This window comes from Rickettsia honei RB (assembly GCF_000263055.1).
Taxonomy (GTDB): Bacteria; Pseudomonadota; Alphaproteobacteria; order Rickettsiales; family Rickettsiaceae; genus Rickettsia; species Rickettsia rickettsii.
This window is the reverse complement of sequence record NZ_AJTT01000002.1, coordinates 115,050-136,649: the sequence shown is the minus strand read 5'-3', so window position 1 is coordinate 136,649 and position 21,600 is coordinate 115,050. Positions and strand designations below refer to the sequence as shown.

The following is a 21,600-nucleotide window of genomic DNA, read 5'->3' as shown; positions in this document are numbered from 1 at the left end:
ATATGTGTGTTTTTTAAGCAAAGCGTCATTGCGAGGAAAATTACGAAGTAATTTGACGAAGCAATCTCAGGATATTTGACGAGATTGCCGCACAGTCTACGACTGCTCGCAATAACGATTAAATATCCAGCTCACTAATAATTTTATCCATTTTAACTAAAGCCTGTTCATAAATAAATTGAAATCTTTTTTCCGGCTTTTTACCCATTAAATCATCTACTATTTTATCAACATTTTGAAAATCTTCTAAAGTTACCTTTAAAAGCGATCTTTTTTCCGGATGCATAGTAGTTTCCTTTAATTGTACAGGCATCATTTCACCGAGACCTTTAAACCTACCTACTTCAATTTTAGCTTTACTAGCTTTTAATAATTTATCCGTTAACTTAGCTTTTTCCTCTTCATCGCCTGCATAATAAGTTTTATTAGACTGCGTTAAACGATAAAGCGGAGGCTTAGCTAGATATAAATGCCCCTCTTCTACCAATTTCGGCATTCGTAAAAAAAAGAAAGTCATTAATAGCGAAGCTATATGAGCACCGTCAACATCTGCATCAGTCATAATAATTATTTTTTCGTAACGCAGATTTTCTTTTTTATAATTCTTTAAACTACCGCAGGCAAGAGCTATTTCTAAATCTTGTATTGCTTGATTATTAACGATTTTCTCAAGCGTAGAACTCGCAACATTTAGAACTTTACCCCATAGCGGTAATACTGCTTGCGTTTCTCTATTACGTGCTTGTTTTGCAGAGCCTCCTGCCGAATCACCTTCTACAATAAATAATTCCGTCCCTTCAGGTGAAGTGCGTGTGCAATCGGCAAGTTTACCGGGTAAACGTAATTTTTGAGTGGCATTTTTACGGGCAATATTTTTTTCGTTTTTCTTACTGATTCTAAACTCAGCAATGCTAATTACATGCTCAAGTAAATTAGTAGCTAAAGCTTTATCGCTACTAAGAAAATGGTCAAAATGATCTTTTATTATATTCTCGACCGGTTTACTTACACCGTTTGATACTAATTTTTCCTTAGTTTGTCCTTGAAAAGACGGCTCAGCTATAAAAATAGAAAGTACGACACTTGCGGTTTCTAAAATATCCTCAATAGTTAGATTAGCAGCTTTTTTATTCCCTATCATTTCACCATATGCTTTAAGCCCACGTAAAATAGCCGACTTAAGTCCTTGCTCATGTGTTCCTCCTTGAGGAGTCGGAACAGTATTACAATATGATTGAACAAATGCCGAGCTATCGTTATTTTGCCAACAAATCGCCCATTCAAGTTTTATCCTGTCCGGCGTAGACTCTATATTACCTGCAAAAATTCCCGGAATAACTAAATTATCTAAAGTTATTTTTGAACTTAAATAATCTTTTAAACCGTTCGGGAAACTTATTAATGCCTTTTTAGGTATATCTGACTGTACTTCTACTTCGCATGCCCATTCTATAGTAACACCGCGATATAAATAAGCTTTTGACCTTGCAAGCTCATAAATCTTTTTAGGATTAAAATGTAATTTTTCACTAAAAATTTCCGGATCGGGAGTGAAATTTATTGATGTACCTCTTAGCCTTTTAGATGCTTCTTCACATATTAAATCAGTTAATTTTTCTCCTTTAGAATAACTTTGGCTATATAATTTACCTTGTTTATAAACCTTTATTTCTAAATGTTTAGATAAAGCATTTACTACCGATATTCCAACACCATGCAATCCGCCTGCAGTATGATAAACATTATTTGAGAATTTACCTCCTGAATGAAGAGTAGTTAAAATTACTTCTAAAGCTGATTTGTCAGGAAATTTAGGATGATTATCAATAGGGATACCGCGACCGTTATCAAATATAGTAATACTATGATCATGATGCATTTTTATCGTGATGATACTTGCAAAGCCGGCGACTGCTTCATCCATAGCATTATCCAGCACCTCAGATACTAAATGATGCATAGCATTTGAATCAGTACCCCCGATATACATCCCCGGTCTTTTACGAACAGGCTCAAGCCCCTCTAATACTTCAATATCTTTTGCACTATAGTTATTATCGACTAGCTTATTTTTCTTTTCTTTGTTAAAGCTGAATAAATCGCTCATATATTAGAGATTTAATTAATTATTTTCTCTCCTAAATTAAACTATTTAACATAGAAAAGCAATTAAGCTTTAAAGAAATTGTTTGAAAATTCTACGTAATTGCGAGGCAAAACTGTAAGTTTTGACGAAGCAATCTCAGGATTTTATACTATTTTATGAGATTGCCACGCTCCTTACAGTCGCTTGCAATGACGATAAAAATAATCTTATCAATATCCCTTAGCTTTGATTAACATACAAGCTATGTTAGCGTTTCCTTGAGCTAATGCAATATCTAATGGATATTGGCACTCATCATTTAGAGTAGAAATTTTAATACCTCGTATGACCAAAAATTTTGCTAAATAGTAATTATCGTTATAAATAGCAGCAGTTAGTAATGTCTCACCGCCTCTACCTTTTTCTTGCAATATAGGATAAACGTCAAGTAACGCACGCAACCCAAAAAGATTGTTTCTATCCACTGCTCTAAAAGCATTTTCTACTGCACTACAATAAGATAGATTGGCATAAATATCTTTCTTTTTATTTATATCATTATCATATTTAATAAAACTCTCTACAACTTTTCTTCTTTCGGCACTTGCTATCCATTCTGCTTTCTTTTGGAACAGCTCTATATATGCATACATATCCATCTGCTCTAAAGTCGCCTGCTCTGTTAGTTTACCAAGAACTATATCATCATCAGGTAAAAGTAACATTTGTGTTTCATCTTTAACAAATTTTGTTACCAACTCCGATGTTTCATTATTTACGTTATTATCTTGTTTTTGAATCGTGACATTTGGAGAGCTTACCGGAGGTGATTTCTCTTGATTATTTGTAGTTTGATTATTATTAATTTGTAAAGGCTGAAGTTGATTCAGCTTCACTACAACAACGGGTATAAGCGGCGTATTCCAATCTTGTTTTTTTGGGACATCTGAAACAGCTACAAATGTCTCTTGCGAGTTATTGAGTTCTGCTGAAGAATCGGTTGTAGGAATTACTTTAGACGGAGTAGTAACGGGTGTATTTGGGCTAGTTGGTGTTATAGGCTGTGTAGAAGGTTGATTTGTAGGCATTACCGAAGGTGCAGGTACATTACTAGGTACTGCCAGAGCTACTGTTGTCGGCATAGTACTTGATGTAGTATCTTGGGTTACCGACGGGCTAACCACAGGCGGAGAAACAGCAGGTATATTAGTTATAGAGGGCGGTGCTATCGGTGCTACGCTTTCTTCCTCTTTATTAGCATCAGGAGGGGGATTAAGCGGAATAGGCTTATGCACAAGCGGCAAATTGGTTGGTTTATATATTTGCACCGGTCGCTGCGGAGGCACTACATAACTTCCTGCTTGAGCCGGAGGCATAGATACTATCGGTCTCGGTACGTTAGGAATTATAATATTAGAAGCTAAATTTGTATCATTATGCTCATTAGAAGCAACTTGTGCTTCATGCATTTCATTACTTGTAACACTAGGTAACGTTGCACTACCAATATCTATAAAAGGTTCAGATGCCTCGGCTTCATTAGATTCCTGAATGTCATGAGAAGCTAAATTTACACTACTTTCATGAGTAGCACTAGGCAATGCTGTATTACCGACATCTATAAACGGCTCAGCTTGTTCATTGTCATTAGGCTCTTGGGAAGCTAGCTTTGGTTCTTCTTGATGGGCTGCTTTAGTTTGTTCATTTGCTTGTTTAGGGGGTATATCTTTCTTTTTTGGTTTACTAAAAAATTGCTTAAATTTATCAAAAAAAGAAATATCGGCACTAGAGCGAACATCCTTATCTTTAGTATCTACTTCGGCAGCCGGTAATGATGGTGGTAAAGGCGGAGGTGAAGCATAACTTTGAACTATCACTAATAATAGATTTATAAAAAATAATATCTTACATAATTTATTTAACATATAATTCCTTATTAAATAATTTATTTGATAGCAGGAGGTTGTTCGATGTCATTCCTGCGAAAGCAGGAATCCAGGGTAAAGCGAGCTTTTAATATTAAAACTTACTGTGTATATACCTTTTAATTACTGGATTCCCGCTTCCGCGGGAATGACATAAACAAGCCATACACCTCCCCCGCTTTTAGCTAGCAATGACATTCACTCCCCTACCTCTTACTATTCTGCACCAATTTCTTTATCTCAATCTCTACTAACTCTTTAACAAGTACAGGTAGATTTTTATCAAGCCAAGCTTTAAGTTCTGGTTTTAACATCTCAACGACTAATTCTTCAAGTGCATTTTTAGATGAGATATTATTATCCAGCTTTTTATCTTTAATAGTATCGGTAAAATTTTTAAAAATATCACCTACCTCTTCAGCAGATTTAGTTGATATTAACTTTTCTTCTTCATCTTGATTTACTATTTCCGTTAGCTCTAATACATCTTCATCTGCGCTATCATTTTCATGAATAGGATTTTTACGCTCGTTTATTACTCCTTTAATCGATTTTAATATGTCTTCTATCGACATATCTTGGTTCTTTTTATTGTCCTTACTCACGTTAGAAACCTATAAACATTTTCTTTTTAATAGTCTTAAACTCTTCTTCAGGACTAAAATATTTTACTTTAAGTTTTAAACTTTGAGCCGTTAGCTCGCCGGTTAACAATTTCATTTGATATGCCGCAAGTACTGAAGATTTATACGCATCCACACGAGTGATTTTTGCTTCGTATAATTTTTCTTCGGCAGTTAAAACATCTAATATTGTTTTAGATCCGACTATTTCCTCTTGCACAGTACCGTCATATGATATTTGAGCAGCATCCACTCCTTGATTAGCGGCAACAATACGAGATTTTGCTGCTTCAAATCCCTCCCACACGCTTACAACCCCTGCTTGGGTCTGCTTTATCACATTATCAAGCTGAACTGCACTATTTCTGGTTTGATTTTTAGCCGATCTGATTCTTGAATATTGAGCTCCTCCCTCAGGATAAATAGGGATATTTACCGAAAGAGTAGTAGTATAGCTTCTATTATTTATAGCATTTACATTTCTAGCATTTATATCACCTTGTGGATTGTAGTATGTTCTACCGGATTGCAGTTGCACACTTACTTGCGGTAATAATTTCCCTTTTTCTGCCATTTCTAAAGCTTTAGCCGCAGTTACATTATGCCTTGCCGAATCAATATCAGGATTGAGTTTAGCAGCTCTTCCAGTTAACTCATCTAATGAAGCAGGTAACATTTTAGGTAACTCAGGCATAGTTATATTAGTCGGCTCTATTCCAAATACTCTAATAAAATTTGCTTTTTTTCCTTGAAAATCGGCATAAGCAGCTAGTTTATTCGTTTCTGCTGCTGCAAGCCCCGCTCTTGCGGTTGCTATATCTACTTCCGTTGCTTCTCCAAGTCTTAATTTTTCCTCAACGGTGTTAACTTGTTGTATGTTAGTGCGAACTCTACTTTCGGAAATATCATATTTCGCTTTGCTCTCAAAACAATCAAGATACGCAGTTATTAAATTTAATAATATTTTTTGTTCACCGGCATAATATGCACCCCGTGCAGCTCTAAATCCTGCTTGAGCAGCTTTAAGAGCCGCAACGCTAGAACCACCATTAAATAGAGACTGTTGAATTGTTAATGCACCTTGATCACTATCTGTTTCCCTTGGAGTAAGACCAAGCCTATCAGCATATTTTTTATTATATTTAGTCTTATTATGTTGTCTATTAATCTGTAATCCAGCACTAGGCATAAACCCCGAAAAAGCTCGCGGAAACTGCTCAATCGAGTCTAAAAACTTAATTCTAGCAGCTTTCAGCTCCTCATTATTCTTATATCCTTCAGTTAAAGCTCCCTGCAAATCAACTGCTGCAACCGAACTAGTTAGTAATAATGTAACAATAAATGTAATTAATTTACGCATAAATTTCTTGAATAATTGATAATATGTTAGTTAGATTAGCTTAATCTTTCAAGAATATACCTATATCCTAATAAAACAATATAAATCTATTGTAGCAATGTTAGCACGTAATATAACAAAAATTAATCTCAAGGGCAATGATAACTATTTTACATTTTATTTTACGGTTATAAAGCTTTAAGATTAATTAATATTTGATAACAAAATAAAATTTTATGTCTATAATTGATTTTTCTAGTTTCAGCGGATTAAATAAAGAATAACAAAGACTTTTAATAAAATTAAAAGGTTTTACCAAATCTTTGAAAATGAATGTAAAAGATTTAGAAGATCATTTATTTTATATTTTACAAAATTCTTTAATGAATTATCTCACACTGAAAATATCGATGTAGCGAAAATAGAAAAACTTTTTAATAGGACAATCCAAGAATCTATAACTACTTTATCTGAAACGCTTGAGAAAGCATATCAAGAACAGTTAAAAAACAAAAGATATCTCTTTTTATTTGACAGGATTATTGTAGAAAAATGTTTAAATGTTTTAGAACACATTTTATTTTAGCAAGAATGAGATAAACTCTATCCTGGAGCTGCTAAAAAAATTATAGAATCATTAGACAATATATTAGTCGGGGGTCGACTCAAATACCGATGCTTGGAATATTTTACAAACAAGAGGAATACTTGAAAAAGTAAATAATCTTATTGACTCTGAAAAAATTATTGCCAAAAATAACAAAATTGCATAAGATATAAAAGAAATAAGGGAAGAAGCTAAATCTCATGAGAAGCTTGAAAACATCTATGAAAAAGCCAAAAAAGTTGCTACAATTTCAGAAATATCAAAAGAACCGACTCGAAAAATTATTGAAATAGCAAATAAAAACCCTAATAACCAAGCTTCACTAGAGAATATTGTAAAAGCTACTAAAGCTATACCAAAAAGCAAAGATGAAGTAGAAGAAAAAATAACAGAACTAAAAAGTAATATTGAAAGTGCAATTCCACAAGATACAAATATTGACAAATTAAACTCTGTAAAGAATACTATTTCTGGTAATCTAAATGAAGCTAAAACAGAATTATTAAAAGTATTACATCCGGAAGCTTCTTATAGCGAAAAGATAGAATCCTTATGTAAAGCAGCAGAAAAAGCTACGAAAATTGCAAGCGACATAAAAAAATAGTAGGAGTAATACCAGGAAGTCAAGAACTCGGAAATGTTATAAGTCTCACAATAAAAACTAACTTATTACCACCTCCGGTCTTAGCAATTGCAAAGCTCACTCCTGATATAGCTAACTTAGTTAATATAGGTAAAGCAGTGGTTACTATACTTTCTACAACACACAACTTAACTCAACAACAAGGAAGAGCAAAATAGTGTCTAATTCTAATACTCATATTTTAATTGCCATAGGTTGCTTATTAGCATTATTATTAATATTTTTAATGTATAAGAAAATAGCAGCACGTAAAAAAAATATATTACCTGCTGAAGGAGGTAATATTGATGATTCGCCAAATGTGGCCCTTAATAGTCAAAAACCAGAAAATAAAAAGCTGACATTACAAGAAAGAATAGAACTATCTTGGAAATTCCTTTATAACATCACGGAAGTTATTTTAAATAAATTCTCTAAAGAAGATGTTATTCAAGTGAATAAATGCGGTCAAGTTTTATTTGAAAATGGCGTTAGATATGAACATGTAGTCGATCTTGCAATTCCTCAAGTTAAGTCTCATACTCAAACAGTTGAACAAGAACAATCTAAAGGAAAAAAAGCCTTAGGGGTATAACTCTTTTCTTTGAAAAGTAGTATTTTATACTTTTCTTTAAAGCATGTTTAAAATCAATGATGTTTTTTATCCTTTACTTATATACTAATTTTAGGAGTTTATTCCTAAATAGTAATTTTTTTTAGGAATAAACTCCAATTAAGTTAGATTATAAAAGGCAGCATTCTTAGCTAAATAGGTAAATTTTATTTAAACTATGTCTAATATATATCTTGTTACTATATCGTTTAATAAAAGTAAGCAATTCTTATTATTGGCATTTACTTTGTAGTTTTATCGGTTCTTTATACCAAAACAGTAATATATTAAATAATGGAGAATTTTCAGTAATTCCTAATAAAGATGCTTTGCATGCTTCACATTGAAGCTATCATGCATTGAAAGATAAAGATGAATTAGAGCAATTGGGCGTAATAATTAGTTATAAAATAACAGCAGACTATGTTAGTGAAACACCTATTGATATCGAAAAAAATATTGAAAATGCAAAATTTCTCTATTTATATCCTATTTCATGGTCAAAAGCTTATGAAGAGCAGCTTATATTACGTACAGATGAGGGGAGATATCTACCTTTATATATAATAAATGATAAAGACCGATATCTCGGAGGAACAATTACTTCTTGGCAAAATGATTATGCGGCGGCTTACAGCTTATGACTTTCAAGCTATAAACATTAGAACCTTTAATGGAAAAACAATTAGCAGAATTAGATAGTGATATTTCTATAAAAGGAAGAAAAATGAGTAAGCGAATACAAAAATGTTTAAAAAAGAAAGTTTTTTATCCTATAGCAGCACCGGTATCAGGAAACTCCTATGCACGTTCTAATTATTCAAATTGTCCATCTTGTAAAAAAGATTGGCAATTCAAAACAACATTTCATGAAATATTTGATTATAAATGTAATAAATGCCTTTTATTAGGTTAACATTTAGCTTTTTGTTGCCTAGAGATACCTTACATATTCTTAATATAACGCCGGTTTAAACAAATCCGTTAACTTGATGCTCCCAGAGTTCCTTAAAAGTGCCGTCTTCTACGATCTTGCCTTTATCCATAACAATAATTCTATCCATATGCTTGATAGTAGATAATCTGTAGGCTATAGCAATTATTGTGACATTCTCAATATCAAGCATGGTATTAATAGATTTTTGTACTTCTTGCTCTGTATGGCTATCAAGGCTTGAAGTTGCTTCATCTAAAACCAAAATCGGAGCGTTTTTAAGAATAGCACGGACAATTGCTATACGTTGCCTCTGTCCACCACTTAGCTTTACTCCTCTCTCACCGACAATGGTGTTATATTTTTCCGGTAAACTTTCGATAAATTCATGGATATTTGCAGCTTTGGCGGCATTTTCTATTTCCCAAGGCAAAGCATTCTCTTTTGCATATCCGATATTCTTACCTACTGAGCGATGAAAAAGCATAATATCTTGAGGAATTAATGATATCTGCTCCCACAGGCTGTCAAAGGAAGTATTGTAAAGGCTTTGGTTATCGATTATAATATCGCAAATTCCGGCTTAAAATTTTTCAATAATAATGCAATTAAAGTGGATTTACCACTACCTAATGAATTCCCGACAATACCCACTTTCTCACCGGCTTTAATATACAAATTAAGAGACTGGAATACACTACTCCCCTCTTTATAAGCAAACGATATATCCTTAAATATAATCTCCCCTTTGAAGATTTTTAATTCAGCAGCATTTTTTATCTACAGTATCTTGTGGGATTTGCATGATTGTAAAGGTGGAGCGAAACGCTGCTATATCTTCTAAAAAGTCTTTAAGTTCCATAGTGGCATGCCACGAATTTTCAGTAACTAAAAAAGTAAGGGACATAATAAAAGCAATATCGCCGATACTAATTTCACCAAGATTACGTTAAATGAATTACATACACAAATACACCTATACCCAATATACTAAACTGAGTATTATACAAATAATTAAATCATATTTGTAATATTTTTGTTAGAGGGTTATGTACATTATGGTAATAATCATTTACTTTATTTAATTCTCGCTGCTTTGCTGCAAACGAAAAAATAGTAAAGATGTTTATAATACAATCAGCTACCAAGAGTCTTGCTTATCTTATTCCATTGTAGCAAGTTTAGTAAAAAACTGTAAAGCAAGCGGTAAGTCAATAGCCATAAAGGTACTAATGACAACAAATACTTTAATATTAGTAAGACCCAGTGCAATACCGGAAAGCAAGGTAATTAATAACGGTTTGCTTAATTGATACTCGATTGCTTGGTACATTTTATAATAATTATCACCTATGCCCCGTACTCTTCCAACGATAGAACCGGAAAGGTTATTTTGAAAATAAGTATACGGCAAATTAAAACAGTGATTACATATTTTATTCATCATGCCTTGTAAAGATATGAGGCATTGCTTTAAGTTGTGCAAAGTTATGAGCACGCCAAGCACCATCAAGTATAGCTTGTGCTGCTACAAACCATATTATCGGTTTATAACTTTGAGCAAATATAATCTTTTCATTTTGGGTAAATAAATCAAGCAAAAGCTTTACGGCATAATTATATATAATAGGATGAAAGCCGCTTGCAATAGGCCCAAGGCATCATAACAAAATACCAATATTTATACGGCTTTATAACAGACCATAAAAAAGAAACAGGATAAGTTTTGATTAAGTTGAGAAATGTATGTTATTCTTAGATAAAAGCGGCCTTATTACATGGCCCGTTTCATATCATACCTGCGTGCCCTTGTTGCATGACTCTTATGTCATTCCCGCAAAAGCGGGAATCCAGTACCTTAAAACTTTATTTGAAAAGTAAAATTTATAAAAAAAATCTTGGTCTAAAAGATTTTTTTGGAAAGCTCGATTTATCTCGCTTTACCCTGGATTCCCACCTTCGCGAGAATGACATCGATCCTTAAGTTGTCACCCATATGCGATCAAGGGAATGACATTATTGTAGATAATCTATTAATATATTAGTATCAAAGGTAGCCGTTCCACTCATTACATAATTTAGCCTGATATTCTACACTATCTAGATTTTTATCTTTCCAGAGTCCAAAAGCGTTTTCAAATGCCTTATTATTGTGATCATTACTAGCAATGTAACTAGTTAAAGCTTGCCCAATAATTTTATCTCTTGATATTTTTTTCTTGGATAGTTTATCTAGAATTTTAATTTGCGCATCAGCTAGCATCAGCTATATTAATAATAGTTCTCACATAATCTCCTTAGGATTTTTTCCTAATTAGGATATCATATCCCTATGATACGTATTATTATCTTATATCATCCTTTAGATTTAAAATCTACAAATATTTCTCATTCTCTTCTTTAACCACAGCTATTAACTGCTCAACCGATAATACTTCTTGGTCAGTAGTTCCGAGCCTTCTAATCGCTACTTGTTTATTTTCTTGCTCTTGTTTACCGATTACTGCAATCATCGGTATTTTTTGATTAGAAAACTCACGAATCTTATAGTTAATTTTATCAGGTGAGATATTAAAATCCGTTCTTACCCCGTTATCAATTAAAGCTTTCTGCACTTCCAAAGCGTAATCGTTCAAATCGCTGGTAATAGTTGCAATAGCAACCTGCACTGGTGCAAGCCAAAGCGGAAACCTACCTGCATATTCTTCGATCAATATACCAATAAAACGCTCAAGTGAGCCAAGGATCGCTCTATGTAGCATTACGGGTCTTTTTTTCTCTCCGCTTGCTGCAACATAGCTAGCGTCTAACCGCTCCGGCAAAACAAAATCCATCTGAAGCGTACCGCATTGCCATTGCCGCCCTATCGCATCGGTTAATACAAACTCAAGCTTCGGACCGTAAAATGCCCCCTCGCCCGGGTTTAGTGTATAAGTAAACCCTGCTTGTTCTACTGCTTCTTTTAAAGCATTCTCAGCCTTATCCCAAACTTCATTGCTCCCTGCTCTGATTTCAGGACGATCAGAGAATTTTACCTTTATATCAGTAAAGCCGAAATCCTTATAAACTTCAGTCAGTAATTTACAAAAACTCACCGTTTCATCGGTAATTTGTTCCGCAGCACAAAATATATGTGCATCGTCTTGCACTAAACTCCGCACTCTCATTAAACCGTGCAATGCACCGGATGCCTCATTACGATGGCACAAACCAAACTCCGACATACGAAGAGGTAAATCACGATAACTCTTGATACCTTGTTTGAAAATCTGCACGTGGCAAGGGCAGTTCATCGGCTTCAAAGCTAATGTCTTGTCGTCTGTTTCTAACGCAAACATATCATCACGAAACTTTTCCCAATGTCCTGAAGCCTCCCAAAGGCTTTTATCGACCAAAACAGGAGTCTTAACTTCGGTATAACCGTTTTTACGAATCTTTTTCCTAATATACTGCTCAATGGTATTATATATACTCCAGCCTTTATCATGCCAAAATACCATTCCTTGAGCTTCTTCTTGGAAGTGGAATAAATCAAGCTCACGCCCAAGCTTTCTATGATCACGCTTTTCGGCTTCTTCAAGCATCAAGAGGTAACTATCTAGCTGCTCCTTCGTGGCCCAAGCAGTGCCGTATATACGCTGCAACATCTCATTACGACTATCACCTCGCCAATACGCTCCTGCAACTTTCATCAACTTAAAATGCTTAACAACCCCTGTAGAAGGAGCATGCGGACCTCGGCATAGATCAATAAAATTACCTTGCCTGTATAAAGTAATTGGCTCACCTGCCGGAATTGAAGCAATAATTTCGGCTTTATAATGCTCTCCTATCGATTTAAAAAACTCTACGGCTTTATCCCTATCCCATAGCTCTCTTGTTACTTGCTCGTTCTTTTGTGAAAGTTCTTGCATTTTAGCTTCTATAACGGCTAAATCATCAGTGGTAAAAGGTTTATCACGAGCAAAATCGTAATAATAACCGTTTTCAATTGCAGGACCAATCGTTACCTGAGTTTCAGGGAATAGTTCCTTTACTGCTTCTGCTGTTAAATGTGCCGCATCGTGTCTTATTATCTCGAGACATTCAGGATCTTTCGCAGTTAAAATACGAAGCTTGCAATCATTGTCAATTACGATACTTAAGTCTTGAAGCTCACCGTTTATTTCAGCAACCATTGCTGCTTTAGCAAGTGACATTGAAATTGCATTTGCTACTTCATAGGCGGTAATGTTTTTTGCAAATTGTTTTATACTCCCATCGGGAAAGGAAATATTAATCATTCTTTTATAACTTATTTTTTCTTCAAATTTTTTACTTGTAGACCTTATCTCGTAGCTCTTATTTCATTCCTGCAAAAGCAGGAATGACACTTAGACTACTTGCTTTCTTGATCTATCATAGCCATGGCATTTATAAATTCTAATACTCTTGCATCACTAAGGATCTGATCAATAACTTTATCGTTAAAGGTTAGTCCGGCGTCTTTACTTTTTACATCCACTACTAAAGATTCACCGTCTTTTAATTCAGAATTTTTACTAAAAACTTCTATTGCCCTAAAGCCGTATTGCTTTATTACTGAAGATTGTTTTCCTAGATTTAAAGCAAATTCCTTAGAATCTTCTATTTTATTAAGCACCGGTACAATAGCATTATTAGTATAATGCACAAAATTATTTATAACCGCACTCGGATCCGATAATTTTATTACGCTTTCTAGATTCAGAGGATTATCTATAGTAGGCATATCAATATCAATAGCAAAATTAAAATCATCCATTACAAGATTAATTTTACCGGATAATTTTTTTGCTTCAGGATCAAACTCACCTTTTAAATTAAATTCGGAATTATTTATTTTTGCAAAAACACCCATTACTCTTTCCCCATCTTCTTGAGTAATAGGACTAGTTAGTTTAAAAATTTTATCTAACTCAGCTCTTTTGTTTAAACCATTACTAAAGTAGCTTCCTAAAGCTTCAGCTGCCGTTTTTTGGTATGTTTCAGAAGGTTCTATAGTAGATTTAATATTTAAAGCAAAATCAAAAATTTTATCTTTTGCTATATTTAATTTATATAAATTACTTTCTACTTTTCCTTTTCTTTCAATATCACAAGCAAATAAAAACGGCTTACCTTTTACTAATTCTCCTAACATCTGCAGAAAAATAACAGCATGCATATTCTCATCTTGCCTTTGATCTAGAGAAAAATTTTGAATTAATAATTTCCCAAGAGCTACTAACTCATCACTATATTTTAGTTTTAATTTGGAATTGTAAGAAATAGGTAAATTCAATATATCTAACTTTGTCAAACCATACTCAAAGAAAGCAGTATCAGAGTCATTAGCTATTTGATCTCTCAAAAATTCAAAAATTTTATCATATAAATTTCTTCTGTAATTTTCAGAAATAAAAGAAACAGTATTTTTTCCATCCAAAATTAACAAATTAAGGTTATCCGATGTCTTAGTATGAGTAATTACAGAATTACTAATATCACTCTCTGCTAATTTTTCTGCATCTAGAGAACTATAAAGAGTTGATTTATTGTCACTCAAGCTTAATTTCCAATAATCAGGCTCTCTATTAAACAAAGATTTTCTAAACCAAATTGTTGTATGATGATCAGGTGAGTAAAAAATATTTTTTTCATCTTGAGCGGTAGTAATTTTTACATTATTTCCGTAAGAATCAATTTTTGTAATATTCAAAAACGGTATATGTCTAATAACTATTTCATCAAAATAAAAATCTATAGGTTTTAACATTACTTTATTTAAAGTAACACTAAATCCATATTTATTAACTTTTATTGCATCATAAGTTATATATTCTTCATATTTATCAAGAATAGAGATAATATTTTCTTTACTTTGATGTTCAAATTTATAGGCAGCATATCCCCACCCTACTAGGATTAGAGCTATAAAGCTTATTATAATAAATCGTATTTTCATCTTTTTTACTGTAAAAAATTATTAAAAATCAGAAATGTTGTTCCTGCGTAGACACCTAATCGTCATTGCGAACAGCCGTAGGCTGCGTGGCAATCTCGTCAAATATCCTGAGATTGCTTCGTCAATTACTTCGTAATTTTCCTCGCAATGACGAAAAACTGAACTTTGTAATAAAACCTTAAACAGTCCAAAATATCATATATCGCTTAAAAAATATATTTATTTTTCTTTTAAACGATCAGCTATTAGCTGATATGATTCAAAAACCTTATTTGGTTCTTTTTCAAGCAATTCAAATCCCAATTTTTCATTACTGTTAATATGCCATAATCTACAATTATCCGGACTAATTTCATCAGTTAACATAATGATAGATTCTTCACCGTTAAACACACGCCCAAATTCTAATTTACACTCAACAAGCCGAATCCCGACACCGATAAATAAGCCGCTTAGAAAATCATATATACGCAAAGCCTGCTCTTTTACCGCTTTAATTTCATCCCTAGTTAACCAGCCGAAATTTAATATTTGATACTCATTAACTATCGGATATTTAAATTCACGACTTCGGACCTTAAAATCAATGATAGGTTTATCAAATACATACCCTTCATCAATTCCGAATTCTTTTACAAATCTACTGCACGCTACTGATGATATTATTACTTGTATCGGGAAAACCTCAACATAGTGAATTAATTGCTCCCTCATATTTATTTTTTCGATAAAATGATTTTCAATGCCGATCATTTCCAGTTTATCCATTAGAAAGGAAGAAATATTATTATTAAGTACTCCTTTACCTGATATATCAACAATCTCACCTGTTTCTAAAATAGCCTTATCGGAAAAAGCCATTATAAGTAAAAAATCTTCTTCGGCAGAATATAAAATTTTACTTGAACCTTCATATAATTTTTTTTTCATTTATTTGTCTCAAAATTCATTTTCCTCGTCATTGCGAGAAAATTACGAAGTAATTGACGAAGCAATCTCAGGAGCTTGTTATTATTTCATGAGATTGCTACGCAGCCTACGGCCGCTCGCAATGACGACTCTGGTATCCACACAAGCATATCATTAAAATCCCTGAAGATCATTCGGACCGATAATTGCCGACGTAGTAGTACCACTAAATATTTTATTTGCCTTATTAATAATATCATCAGCTTTTATGCTCATGATAATTTCCATAATCTCTGCAGGAGAAATATATTGACCGAAAACAGAATAATTTTTACCTATTTCTTCTGACTTATAGGTATTTTTCTCTTGAGCCATTTGTAAATTACTACGTAGTTGTGTTTTAGCTCTAAGAATCTCTTCTGTGCTTACTTGTTCAGTCATTTTTATTATTTCGTTTTTAATCTCTCTATATAATAATTCTAATTTATCATGTGCAGTGGATGCATAAATTGTAAACACTCCACTATCAAAATAAGCACTATTATAACTACCTACTGCATATGCTAAACCTAATTTCTCACGAATACTTTGAAATAAACGCGATGACATACCGCCACCGAATATTATAGAAAGTAGATGGGTTTGGTAAAGCTTTTCTAAATTAATATATGATGTACCTTCAAACCCTAGCACTAAACTAGTTTGCTCTAACTCCTTATTAATAAAGCCTTTTCCGCCTATATATTTTGCCGGAATAAAGCTACTTTTTACTCCTTGCTTCAAAGAAGAAAATAACTGTTCCGCTATAATTACTATTTTATCATGATCAATATTACCGGCAATTGATAAATAGAGATTTTCAGCATTATAATGTTTATCTATAAAATTAAAAAAATGTTCTTTCGTAAAAGTTGCAAGGGTTTTAGCAGTACCTAAGATTGACTTACCCAACGGTTGTTCTCTATAAACTTTATTATAAAATTTCTCATATACTAGGTCATCTGGATTATCCTGATGATGAGCAATTTCCTGCATGATCACCTGATATTCCTTAGCTATTTCCTCATCAGCAAAAATAGAATTTTGAATTATATCGGCAAGTATATTAAGTGCTTTATCACAATTTTCAGACAAGACTCGTGCATAATATACCGTATTCTCATGACCGGTATAGGCATTAAAATGTCCGCCTATAGAGTCAAACGCTTCCGCTATCTGTTTTGCCGTTCTAGTTTTTGTACCTTTAAAAGCCATATGCTCAAGAAAGTGAGATATACCATCCTCTTCTGCATTCTCATAACGTGCTCCAACTTTAGCAATTAAATTTATTGCTACCGAATTAACATAAGACATATTATATGTTAAAATTGTCAAACCGTTTTTTAATTTACTAACATTAAAATTTTCTTTCATAATTTATCTTTTATTTTCTAAATCGTCATTGCGCGGAGATGCATAGCATCAACGTGGCAATCTTAGGAATTTTATATTACTTCATGAAATTGCCACGCTCCTTATAGTCGCTCGCAATGACGTTTTTTGATTTAAGCGATGACTCTCTTAACTTCGTAAGCCTTAGAAATCTTGCAAAAGCAAAAATTATTGAATCTACAAAACCGTCAAAACCAAATACAAAATAGCGTCTGATAAAAAACGCTTTAAAAAACCACCATATCATTTCTGTTGTTAAACGAAAATTTGAAAGCTTTTTTCCTTGCTTAACTAAATCTTTTGCTTGCTCGTTAGAATAAAAATTTGCTTTAGTGACCAACTGCTCAATTGAAGTACCCGAATAATGATAAGCAGCTTCATTTAATAGATAAATTTTACCTGCAAAATCAATATCTTTATTAAATATTACCGAATCATGAGTAGTACTATTTACGGTATTTGCAAAGCTTGCAAATTTTTTATTATACAACCGAGTACATTTATTAAATGGAGCAAACATTCGTGGCTTTTGGTCATTACGATGCATTATTAACAGCTTTATTTGATAAGCTAAATAACGATCTTGATTATGAGAGGCAAAAATATACTCTATTTCGTCTTGTAACTCTTTAGACAACTCCTCATCGGCATCAATATTAAGAACCCAATCATTTACGCAAAGGCTTTCGGCAAAAGATTTCTGTCCTACATAACCAAGCCACGGTTTTATTACTACCTTTGCCCCTAATTTTTCAGCTATTGCTACCGTATCATCAGTACTTTCACTATCGACTACTATCACCTCATCAGTAATATTTTTTACGCTATTTATAGCTCGTGCTACCCTTGTGGATTCATTTTTGGTAATAATAAATGCTGAGATTTTTTCAGTTAATGACTTATTCATAATACGTATACATTCTAAGAATTTTTACAACTTTTTCTTGTTTATAAACTTCATAAACCAACCTATGTTGAATATTAATTCTTCTTGAATAGCAACCGCTAAAGTCACCAACGAGCTTTTCATATGGAGGGTAAATTTTCCAAGGATCAGTACTAACTATGTTTAATAAAACTTCTACTTTATTCTTTAAACCGGCTTGCACTATTTTCTTAGCATCTTTTTGTGCTTGTATAGTATAACGAATTATATACATTTATAAAAAATTACCAATTTAATTTATCGCTACACTTTGCTATAGGCTCTGCTCGTCCTTCAATTATAGACTTATGCATATTTGGAATAGATAATAAATATAAAGTTTCTTCCATATTACGATAATCTTCTTCTGAAATTATAACTACATTATTTCTTTTACCTTTAATATAAACAGGTTTGTGTACATCAGAAACATAATCTATAAGTTTATAAAGCTTACTTCTTGCTTCGCTTGTATTATATATTTCCATTATTTTTTCCTTATAGTTAGTGAGACTTAATATTAATAACGTACTATAAGCAGTACGTTTTGTCAAGGTTATATTCCTACTATCACCCTAAACACCAGCTTAACTACATAAGTTAAAAGTAATGTGGATAATAATCCGCTAAGCCATAGGATAATAAACCATTGCCACCCTTTGAGACAAGAGGTTATTTTTTTAAATTTTTTAATATATCGGATGATGAGATGATTTGCCACGGAATATATAATAACAATAGAATGTGTAGCCAAGTATGATAGGTAGGAATATCCCAGCCCCTATCAACAGTAAAGACTGTGACTCCGGTGCTGCTGCAGCAGTTTCAAGCGTAACTTTATAAGGAACGATATATGGCCATATGCTTATCGCGAGCCCTAAATATCCTAATAAAAATAACAAGATCGTATAAATAAACGGCTTTACTTCTTTTTTCTGCTTAACGGCTTTAATTAACTTGATAAATATTAAAGCAGTTACAATAGGTACAATAGATAAATAGTAAATATTAGGTACACTAAACCAACGATGATTTATGTGGTTATTTAAGAAAGGAACCCATAAGCTTACAAGCCCCATAAAAAGTGCAACGTAAAATAAAATATATAAAGCAGATTTATAAGCCCAATCTTGTGTTGTCTTTTCTGTTTTCAGAATAAGCCAAGTAGCACCCAAGAGTGCATAACCGAATATTAATGCTATCCCCGTCATCACGGAAAAGGGAGTAAGAAAATCAAAGCTCCCTCCTGCAAATTCTCGTCCTTCTATCTCTATTCCTTGGACAAACGTACCAAGCATTAAACCTTGACAAAAAACAGTAATCATAGAACCGAAATGAAAAGCGTAGTCCCAAATATAACGATGACCTATATGAGCCTTAAAACGGAATTCAAAAGCTACACCACGAAATATTAGACCGAGTAACATCAATATAATGGGAATATATAAAGCCGGCATTAATAGCGAATATGCCAACGGGAAAGCCGCAAATAAACCACCGCCGCCAAGTACTAACCAAGTTTCGTTACCGTCCCAAAAAGGAGCAATAGAATTGATCATTTTATGACGGCAATCATCGGTAGGTGCAAACGGAAATAAGATTCCTACTCCTAAATCAAAACCGTCTAATAAAACATATAAACAAATAGCGGTAGCTATAAGCCCACCCCAAACAAGCGGTAAATCTATATAAGGTGCAAAATTTAACATAAGCTTATTACTTTTCTAATAATGGGTTATTCAAACCACTCTCTCCGTACATTTCTTTATTATCTATCACTTCTATACCTTTCTTTATCAAATGCATTATATAATATATACCCGCTCCGAAAATGATCACATACACTACTATAAAAGCAATTAGAGAAATAAATACATATTTGCCGAGTACCGGTGATACCGTATCCACGGTTTTTAAAATATTATATACTATATAAGGTTGTCTACCTACCTCGGTTACGAACCAACCGGCAAGTACTGCAATAAAACCTGAAGGTGACATTAATATATACCAATATTGAAACCAATGCGTAGTATATAATCTTTCCTTCAAGTAAAGATATAACCCCACAATACCTATAAATACCATTAAGCAACCAATTCCTACCATAATACGAAAGCTAAAAAATACTACTGCAACCGGCGGACGCTCTTCTTTTGTCCATTCTTTTAATCCTTTCACTTCACCATCTAAACTATGCGTTAATATTAAACTACTAGCATAAGGTATTTCTACAGCATATTTTGTTTTTTCTTCTTCCCCGTCAGGAAAGCCGATAAGATTAAAAGCTGCTCCTTTTTCTGTATTCCAAATACCTTCCATAGCCGAGACCTTGACCGGCTGATATTTAAGAGTATTTAAACCATGCAGATCACCAATAACTATTTGAATAGGTGCAACGATTAACGCCATTAACACCGCCATAAAAAGCATAATTTTAGCATGCTCTTTATAACGATTATTTAATAAATAAAAGCTAGCTACACCACCGATAACAAAAGAAGTAGTTAAATAAGCCGCCGTAATCATATGGAAAAAGCGATATGGGAAAGAAGGGTTAAAGATAATTTCTAGCCAATTTAAAGGATAAAAGAATCCTTCGCCTCGCAGTTCAAAACCAGCAGGCGTATGCATCCAGCTACTAGCTGCAAGTATCCAAAAAGCTGAGATTACAGTACCAACGGCAACTATTAACGTAGAAATAAAATGTACTTTTTTACTGACTTTATTAAAGCCAAATAACATTATACCTAAAAAAGAAGATTCGAGGAAAAAGGCAGTAAATACTTCAAAACCGAGAAGCGGACCAAGGACATTTCCAACCTTATCTGAAAAATTCGACCAGTTAGTACCGAATTGATAAGACATTACAACACCCGAAACTACTCCCATACCGAAAGTAACGGCAAAAATCTTCACCCAAAATTTGTATATTTCTTGATAAACCGGCTTTTTTGTTTTCAACCATAACCCTTCAATTACCGCTAAAAAGCTTGCAAGCCCTATAGTAAAAGCAGGGAATATTATATGAAAACTTATGGTAAAAGCAAATTGAATCCTTGATAATAATCCTTGATCAAATTCCATATTTAAGCTGCTGTTTTAAGATAATAAGCTTTGTGACAATAACAATATACTCCCAGTGTAATAACGTATACTTAATACGTGAGTACACAGTACTTATAGGACGACGACGTAGCCAATTTTTCAAATTAAACGAGTATACAGTATTTGATTTAATCATCCACCTTTGCTATTATTAAATTCTATCTGATTAGTTTTAACAAATTTTCCTTTTTCGGAGTTCCAATTATAATGAACATTTACTATTCTTACTTCTGTAACATTAATATCACCATTGGGCAATTGCGTTACATCATACCCTTTTCGGATAGAATCCGTAATTAATAAACTTGCTTGACAAATATATTTTACATCAAAGAACGGAGAATCGTCTTCCTTAGACTTTTCTTGTTCTTCTAAAAAATTATTAGATAATTCTTTTTCTTGCATTTCTAATGATGTTGAAGTTATTTTCTGAATTTTGTAGCATTATTTAAGGTAAGAAGCAAGGCTTGTTTATTATTTTTCCACAGATTTAATATTTTTAGGTATATTTTA

The 21,600-nt window shown here is 33.0% G+C and carries 23 protein-coding genes and 2 pseudogenes; 4 read left to right on the top strand and 21 right to left on the bottom strand.

What is annotated here, in order from left to right:
- Positions 1–118: 118 nt before the first annotated feature.
- The 5 genes and pseudogenes from parE to WSW_RS0102995 form a co-directional block, all read right to left on the bottom strand.
- A complete protein-coding gene (gene parE, locus WSW_RS0103010; RefSeq protein ID WP_016917022.1) occupies positions 119–2,107 on the bottom strand; it encodes a DNA topoisomerase IV subunit B in 1,989 nt (662 codons plus the stop codon).
- A gap of 209 nt (positions 2,108–2,316) precedes the next feature.
- On the bottom strand, positions 2,317–4,011 hold the full coding sequence (locus WSW_RS0103005) for an ankyrin repeat domain-containing protein (protein ID WP_016917021.1): 1,695 nt from the start codon (positions 4,009–4,011) through the stop codon (positions 2,317–2,319).
- Positions 4,001–4,209: pseudogene (locus WSW_RS1000000112920) on the bottom strand (hypothetical protein). The gene WSW_RS0103005 and the pseudogene WSW_RS1000000112920 overlap by 11 nt, the downstream one beginning before the upstream one ends.
- 8 nt (positions 4,210–4,217) lie before the next feature.
- Positions 4,218–4,616, bottom strand: coding sequence for a DUF2497 domain-containing protein (locus WSW_RS0103000; RefSeq protein ID WP_016917020.1), 399 nt, complete (start codon positions 4,614–4,616; stop codon positions 4,218–4,220).
- 1 nt (position 4,617) lies between these two features.
- Complete coding sequence (locus WSW_RS0102995) at positions 4,618–5,994, bottom strand: TolC family protein (protein ID WP_016917019.1); 1,377 nt, start codon at positions 5,992–5,994, stop codon at positions 4,618–4,620.
- Between the two features lie 275 nt (positions 5,995–6,269).
- Between WSW_RS0102995 and WSW_RS1000000114125 the strand changes: the two are divergent.
- From WSW_RS1000000114125 to WSW_RS1000000112905, 4 genes and pseudogenes are all read left to right on the top strand, one after another.
- A pseudogene (locus WSW_RS1000000114125) lies at positions 6,270–7,381 on the top strand (hypothetical protein).
- Positions 7,381–7,797 carry a DUF2660 domain-containing protein gene (locus WSW_RS0102980; protein ID WP_016917017.1) on the top strand — a complete coding sequence of 139 codons (417 nt, stop codon included), beginning with the start codon at positions 7,381–7,383 and terminating at the stop codon, positions 7,795–7,797. The pseudogene WSW_RS1000000114125 and the gene WSW_RS0102980 overlap by 1 nt, the downstream one beginning before the upstream one ends.
- A 377-nt stretch (positions 7,798–8,174) precedes the next feature.
- Positions 8,175–8,459: a hypothetical protein gene (locus tag WSW_RS1000000112910; RefSeq protein ID WP_016917016.1), complete on the top strand. Its 285-nt coding sequence runs from the start codon at positions 8,175–8,177 to the stop codon at positions 8,457–8,459.
- Between the two features lie 29 nt (positions 8,460–8,488).
- A complete protein-coding gene (locus WSW_RS1000000112905) occupies positions 8,489–8,731 on the top strand; it encodes a DUF2310 family Zn-ribbon-containing protein (protein ID WP_016917015.1) in 243 nt (80 codons plus the stop codon).
- Positions 8,732–8,786: 55 nt separating this feature from the next.
- Here the strand turns inward: WSW_RS1000000112905 and WSW_RS0102960 are convergent, their stop codons facing one another.
- The 16 genes from WSW_RS0102960 to WSW_RS0102885 form a co-directional block, all read right to left on the bottom strand.
- Complete coding sequence (locus WSW_RS0102960) at positions 8,787–9,260, bottom strand: ATP-binding cassette domain-containing protein (protein WP_274378110.1); 474 nt, start codon at positions 9,258–9,260, stop codon at positions 8,787–8,789.
- Positions 9,261–9,310: 50 nt separating this feature from the next.
- Positions 9,311–9,403, bottom strand: a complete 93-nt coding sequence (locus WSW_RS1000000113575; protein ID WP_274378109.1) for a hypothetical protein — start codon at positions 9,401–9,403, stop codon at positions 9,311–9,313.
- A gap of 109 nt (positions 9,404–9,512) precedes the next feature.
- A complete protein-coding gene (locus WSW_RS1000000111955) occupies positions 9,513–9,656 on the bottom strand; it encodes a hypothetical protein (RefSeq protein ID WP_167316246.1) in 144 nt (47 codons plus the stop codon).
- A gap of 255 nt (positions 9,657–9,911) precedes the next feature.
- Positions 9,912–10,196, bottom strand: a complete 285-nt coding sequence (locus WSW_RS1000000112900) for a hypothetical protein (protein WP_238528466.1) — start codon at positions 10,194–10,196, stop codon at positions 9,912–9,914.
- Positions 10,186–10,350, bottom strand: a complete 165-nt coding sequence (locus tag WSW_RS1000000112895; protein WP_016917011.1) for a hypothetical protein — start codon at positions 10,348–10,350, stop codon at positions 10,186–10,188. The genes WSW_RS1000000112900 and WSW_RS1000000112895 overlap by 11 nt, the downstream gene beginning before the upstream one ends.
- 446 nt (positions 10,351–10,796) lie before the next feature.
- On the bottom strand, positions 10,797–11,012 hold the full coding sequence (locus WSW_RS0102935; RefSeq protein ID WP_016917010.1) for a hypothetical protein: 216 nt from the start codon (positions 11,010–11,012) through the stop codon (positions 10,797–10,799).
- 112 nt (positions 11,013–11,124) lie between these two features.
- Positions 11,125–13,032 (bottom strand): threonine--tRNA ligase, encoded by a 1,908-nt coding sequence (gene thrS / locus WSW_RS0102930; RefSeq protein ID WP_016917009.1) that lies wholly within the window; start codon positions 13,030–13,032, stop codon positions 11,125–11,127.
- Positions 13,033–13,127: 95 nt separating this feature from the next.
- Positions 13,128–14,714 (bottom strand): hypothetical protein, encoded by a 1,587-nt coding sequence (locus WSW_RS0102925; protein WP_016917008.1) that lies wholly within the window; start codon positions 14,712–14,714, stop codon positions 13,128–13,130.
- A 219-nt stretch (positions 14,715–14,933) separates the two neighbouring features.
- The gene (locus tag WSW_RS0102920; protein WP_016917007.1) at positions 14,934–15,644 is read right to left on the bottom strand and encodes a phosphoribosylaminoimidazolesuccinocarboxamide synthase; all 711 of its coding nucleotides are present in this window, start codon (positions 15,642–15,644) and stop codon (positions 14,934–14,936) included.
- Positions 15,645–15,797: 153 nt separating this feature from the next.
- Positions 15,798–17,036 carry a M16 family metallopeptidase gene (locus WSW_RS0102915; protein ID WP_016917006.1) on the bottom strand — a complete coding sequence of 413 codons (1,239 nt, stop codon included), beginning with the start codon at positions 17,034–17,036 and terminating at the stop codon, positions 15,798–15,800.
- A gap of 76 nt (positions 17,037–17,112) precedes the next feature.
- Positions 17,113–17,961 carry a glycosyltransferase family 2 protein gene (locus tag WSW_RS0102910; RefSeq protein ID WP_016917005.1) on the bottom strand — a complete coding sequence of 283 codons (849 nt, stop codon included), beginning with the start codon at positions 17,959–17,961 and terminating at the stop codon, positions 17,113–17,115.
- Entirely contained in the window at positions 17,954–18,214 is a 261-nt protein-coding gene (locus WSW_RS0102905; protein WP_004996425.1) for a Txe/YoeB family addiction module toxin, read from the bottom strand. The genes WSW_RS0102910 and WSW_RS0102905 overlap by 8 nt, the downstream gene beginning before the upstream one ends.
- Positions 18,215–18,224: 10 nt before the next feature.
- Positions 18,225–18,467: a type II toxin-antitoxin system Phd/YefM family antitoxin gene (locus WSW_RS0102900; protein ID WP_004996433.1), complete on the bottom strand. Its 243-nt coding sequence runs from the start codon at positions 18,465–18,467 to the stop codon at positions 18,225–18,227.
- Positions 18,468–18,668: 201 nt separating this feature from the next.
- A complete protein-coding gene (cydB, locus tag WSW_RS0102895; RefSeq protein ID WP_016917004.1) occupies positions 18,669–19,688 on the bottom strand; it encodes a cytochrome d ubiquinol oxidase subunit II in 1,020 nt (339 codons plus the stop codon).
- Between the two features lie 7 nt (positions 19,689–19,695).
- Positions 19,696–21,066: a cytochrome ubiquinol oxidase subunit I gene (locus WSW_RS0102890; RefSeq protein WP_016917003.1), complete on the bottom strand. Its 1,371-nt coding sequence runs from the start codon at positions 21,064–21,066 to the stop codon at positions 19,696–19,698.
- Positions 21,067–21,219: 153 nt separating this feature from the next.
- Positions 21,220–21,492, bottom strand: coding sequence for a DUF2671 domain-containing protein (locus tag WSW_RS0102885; protein ID WP_010976947.1), 273 nt, complete (start codon positions 21,490–21,492; stop codon positions 21,220–21,222).
- Positions 21,493–21,600 lie beyond the last annotated feature (108 nt).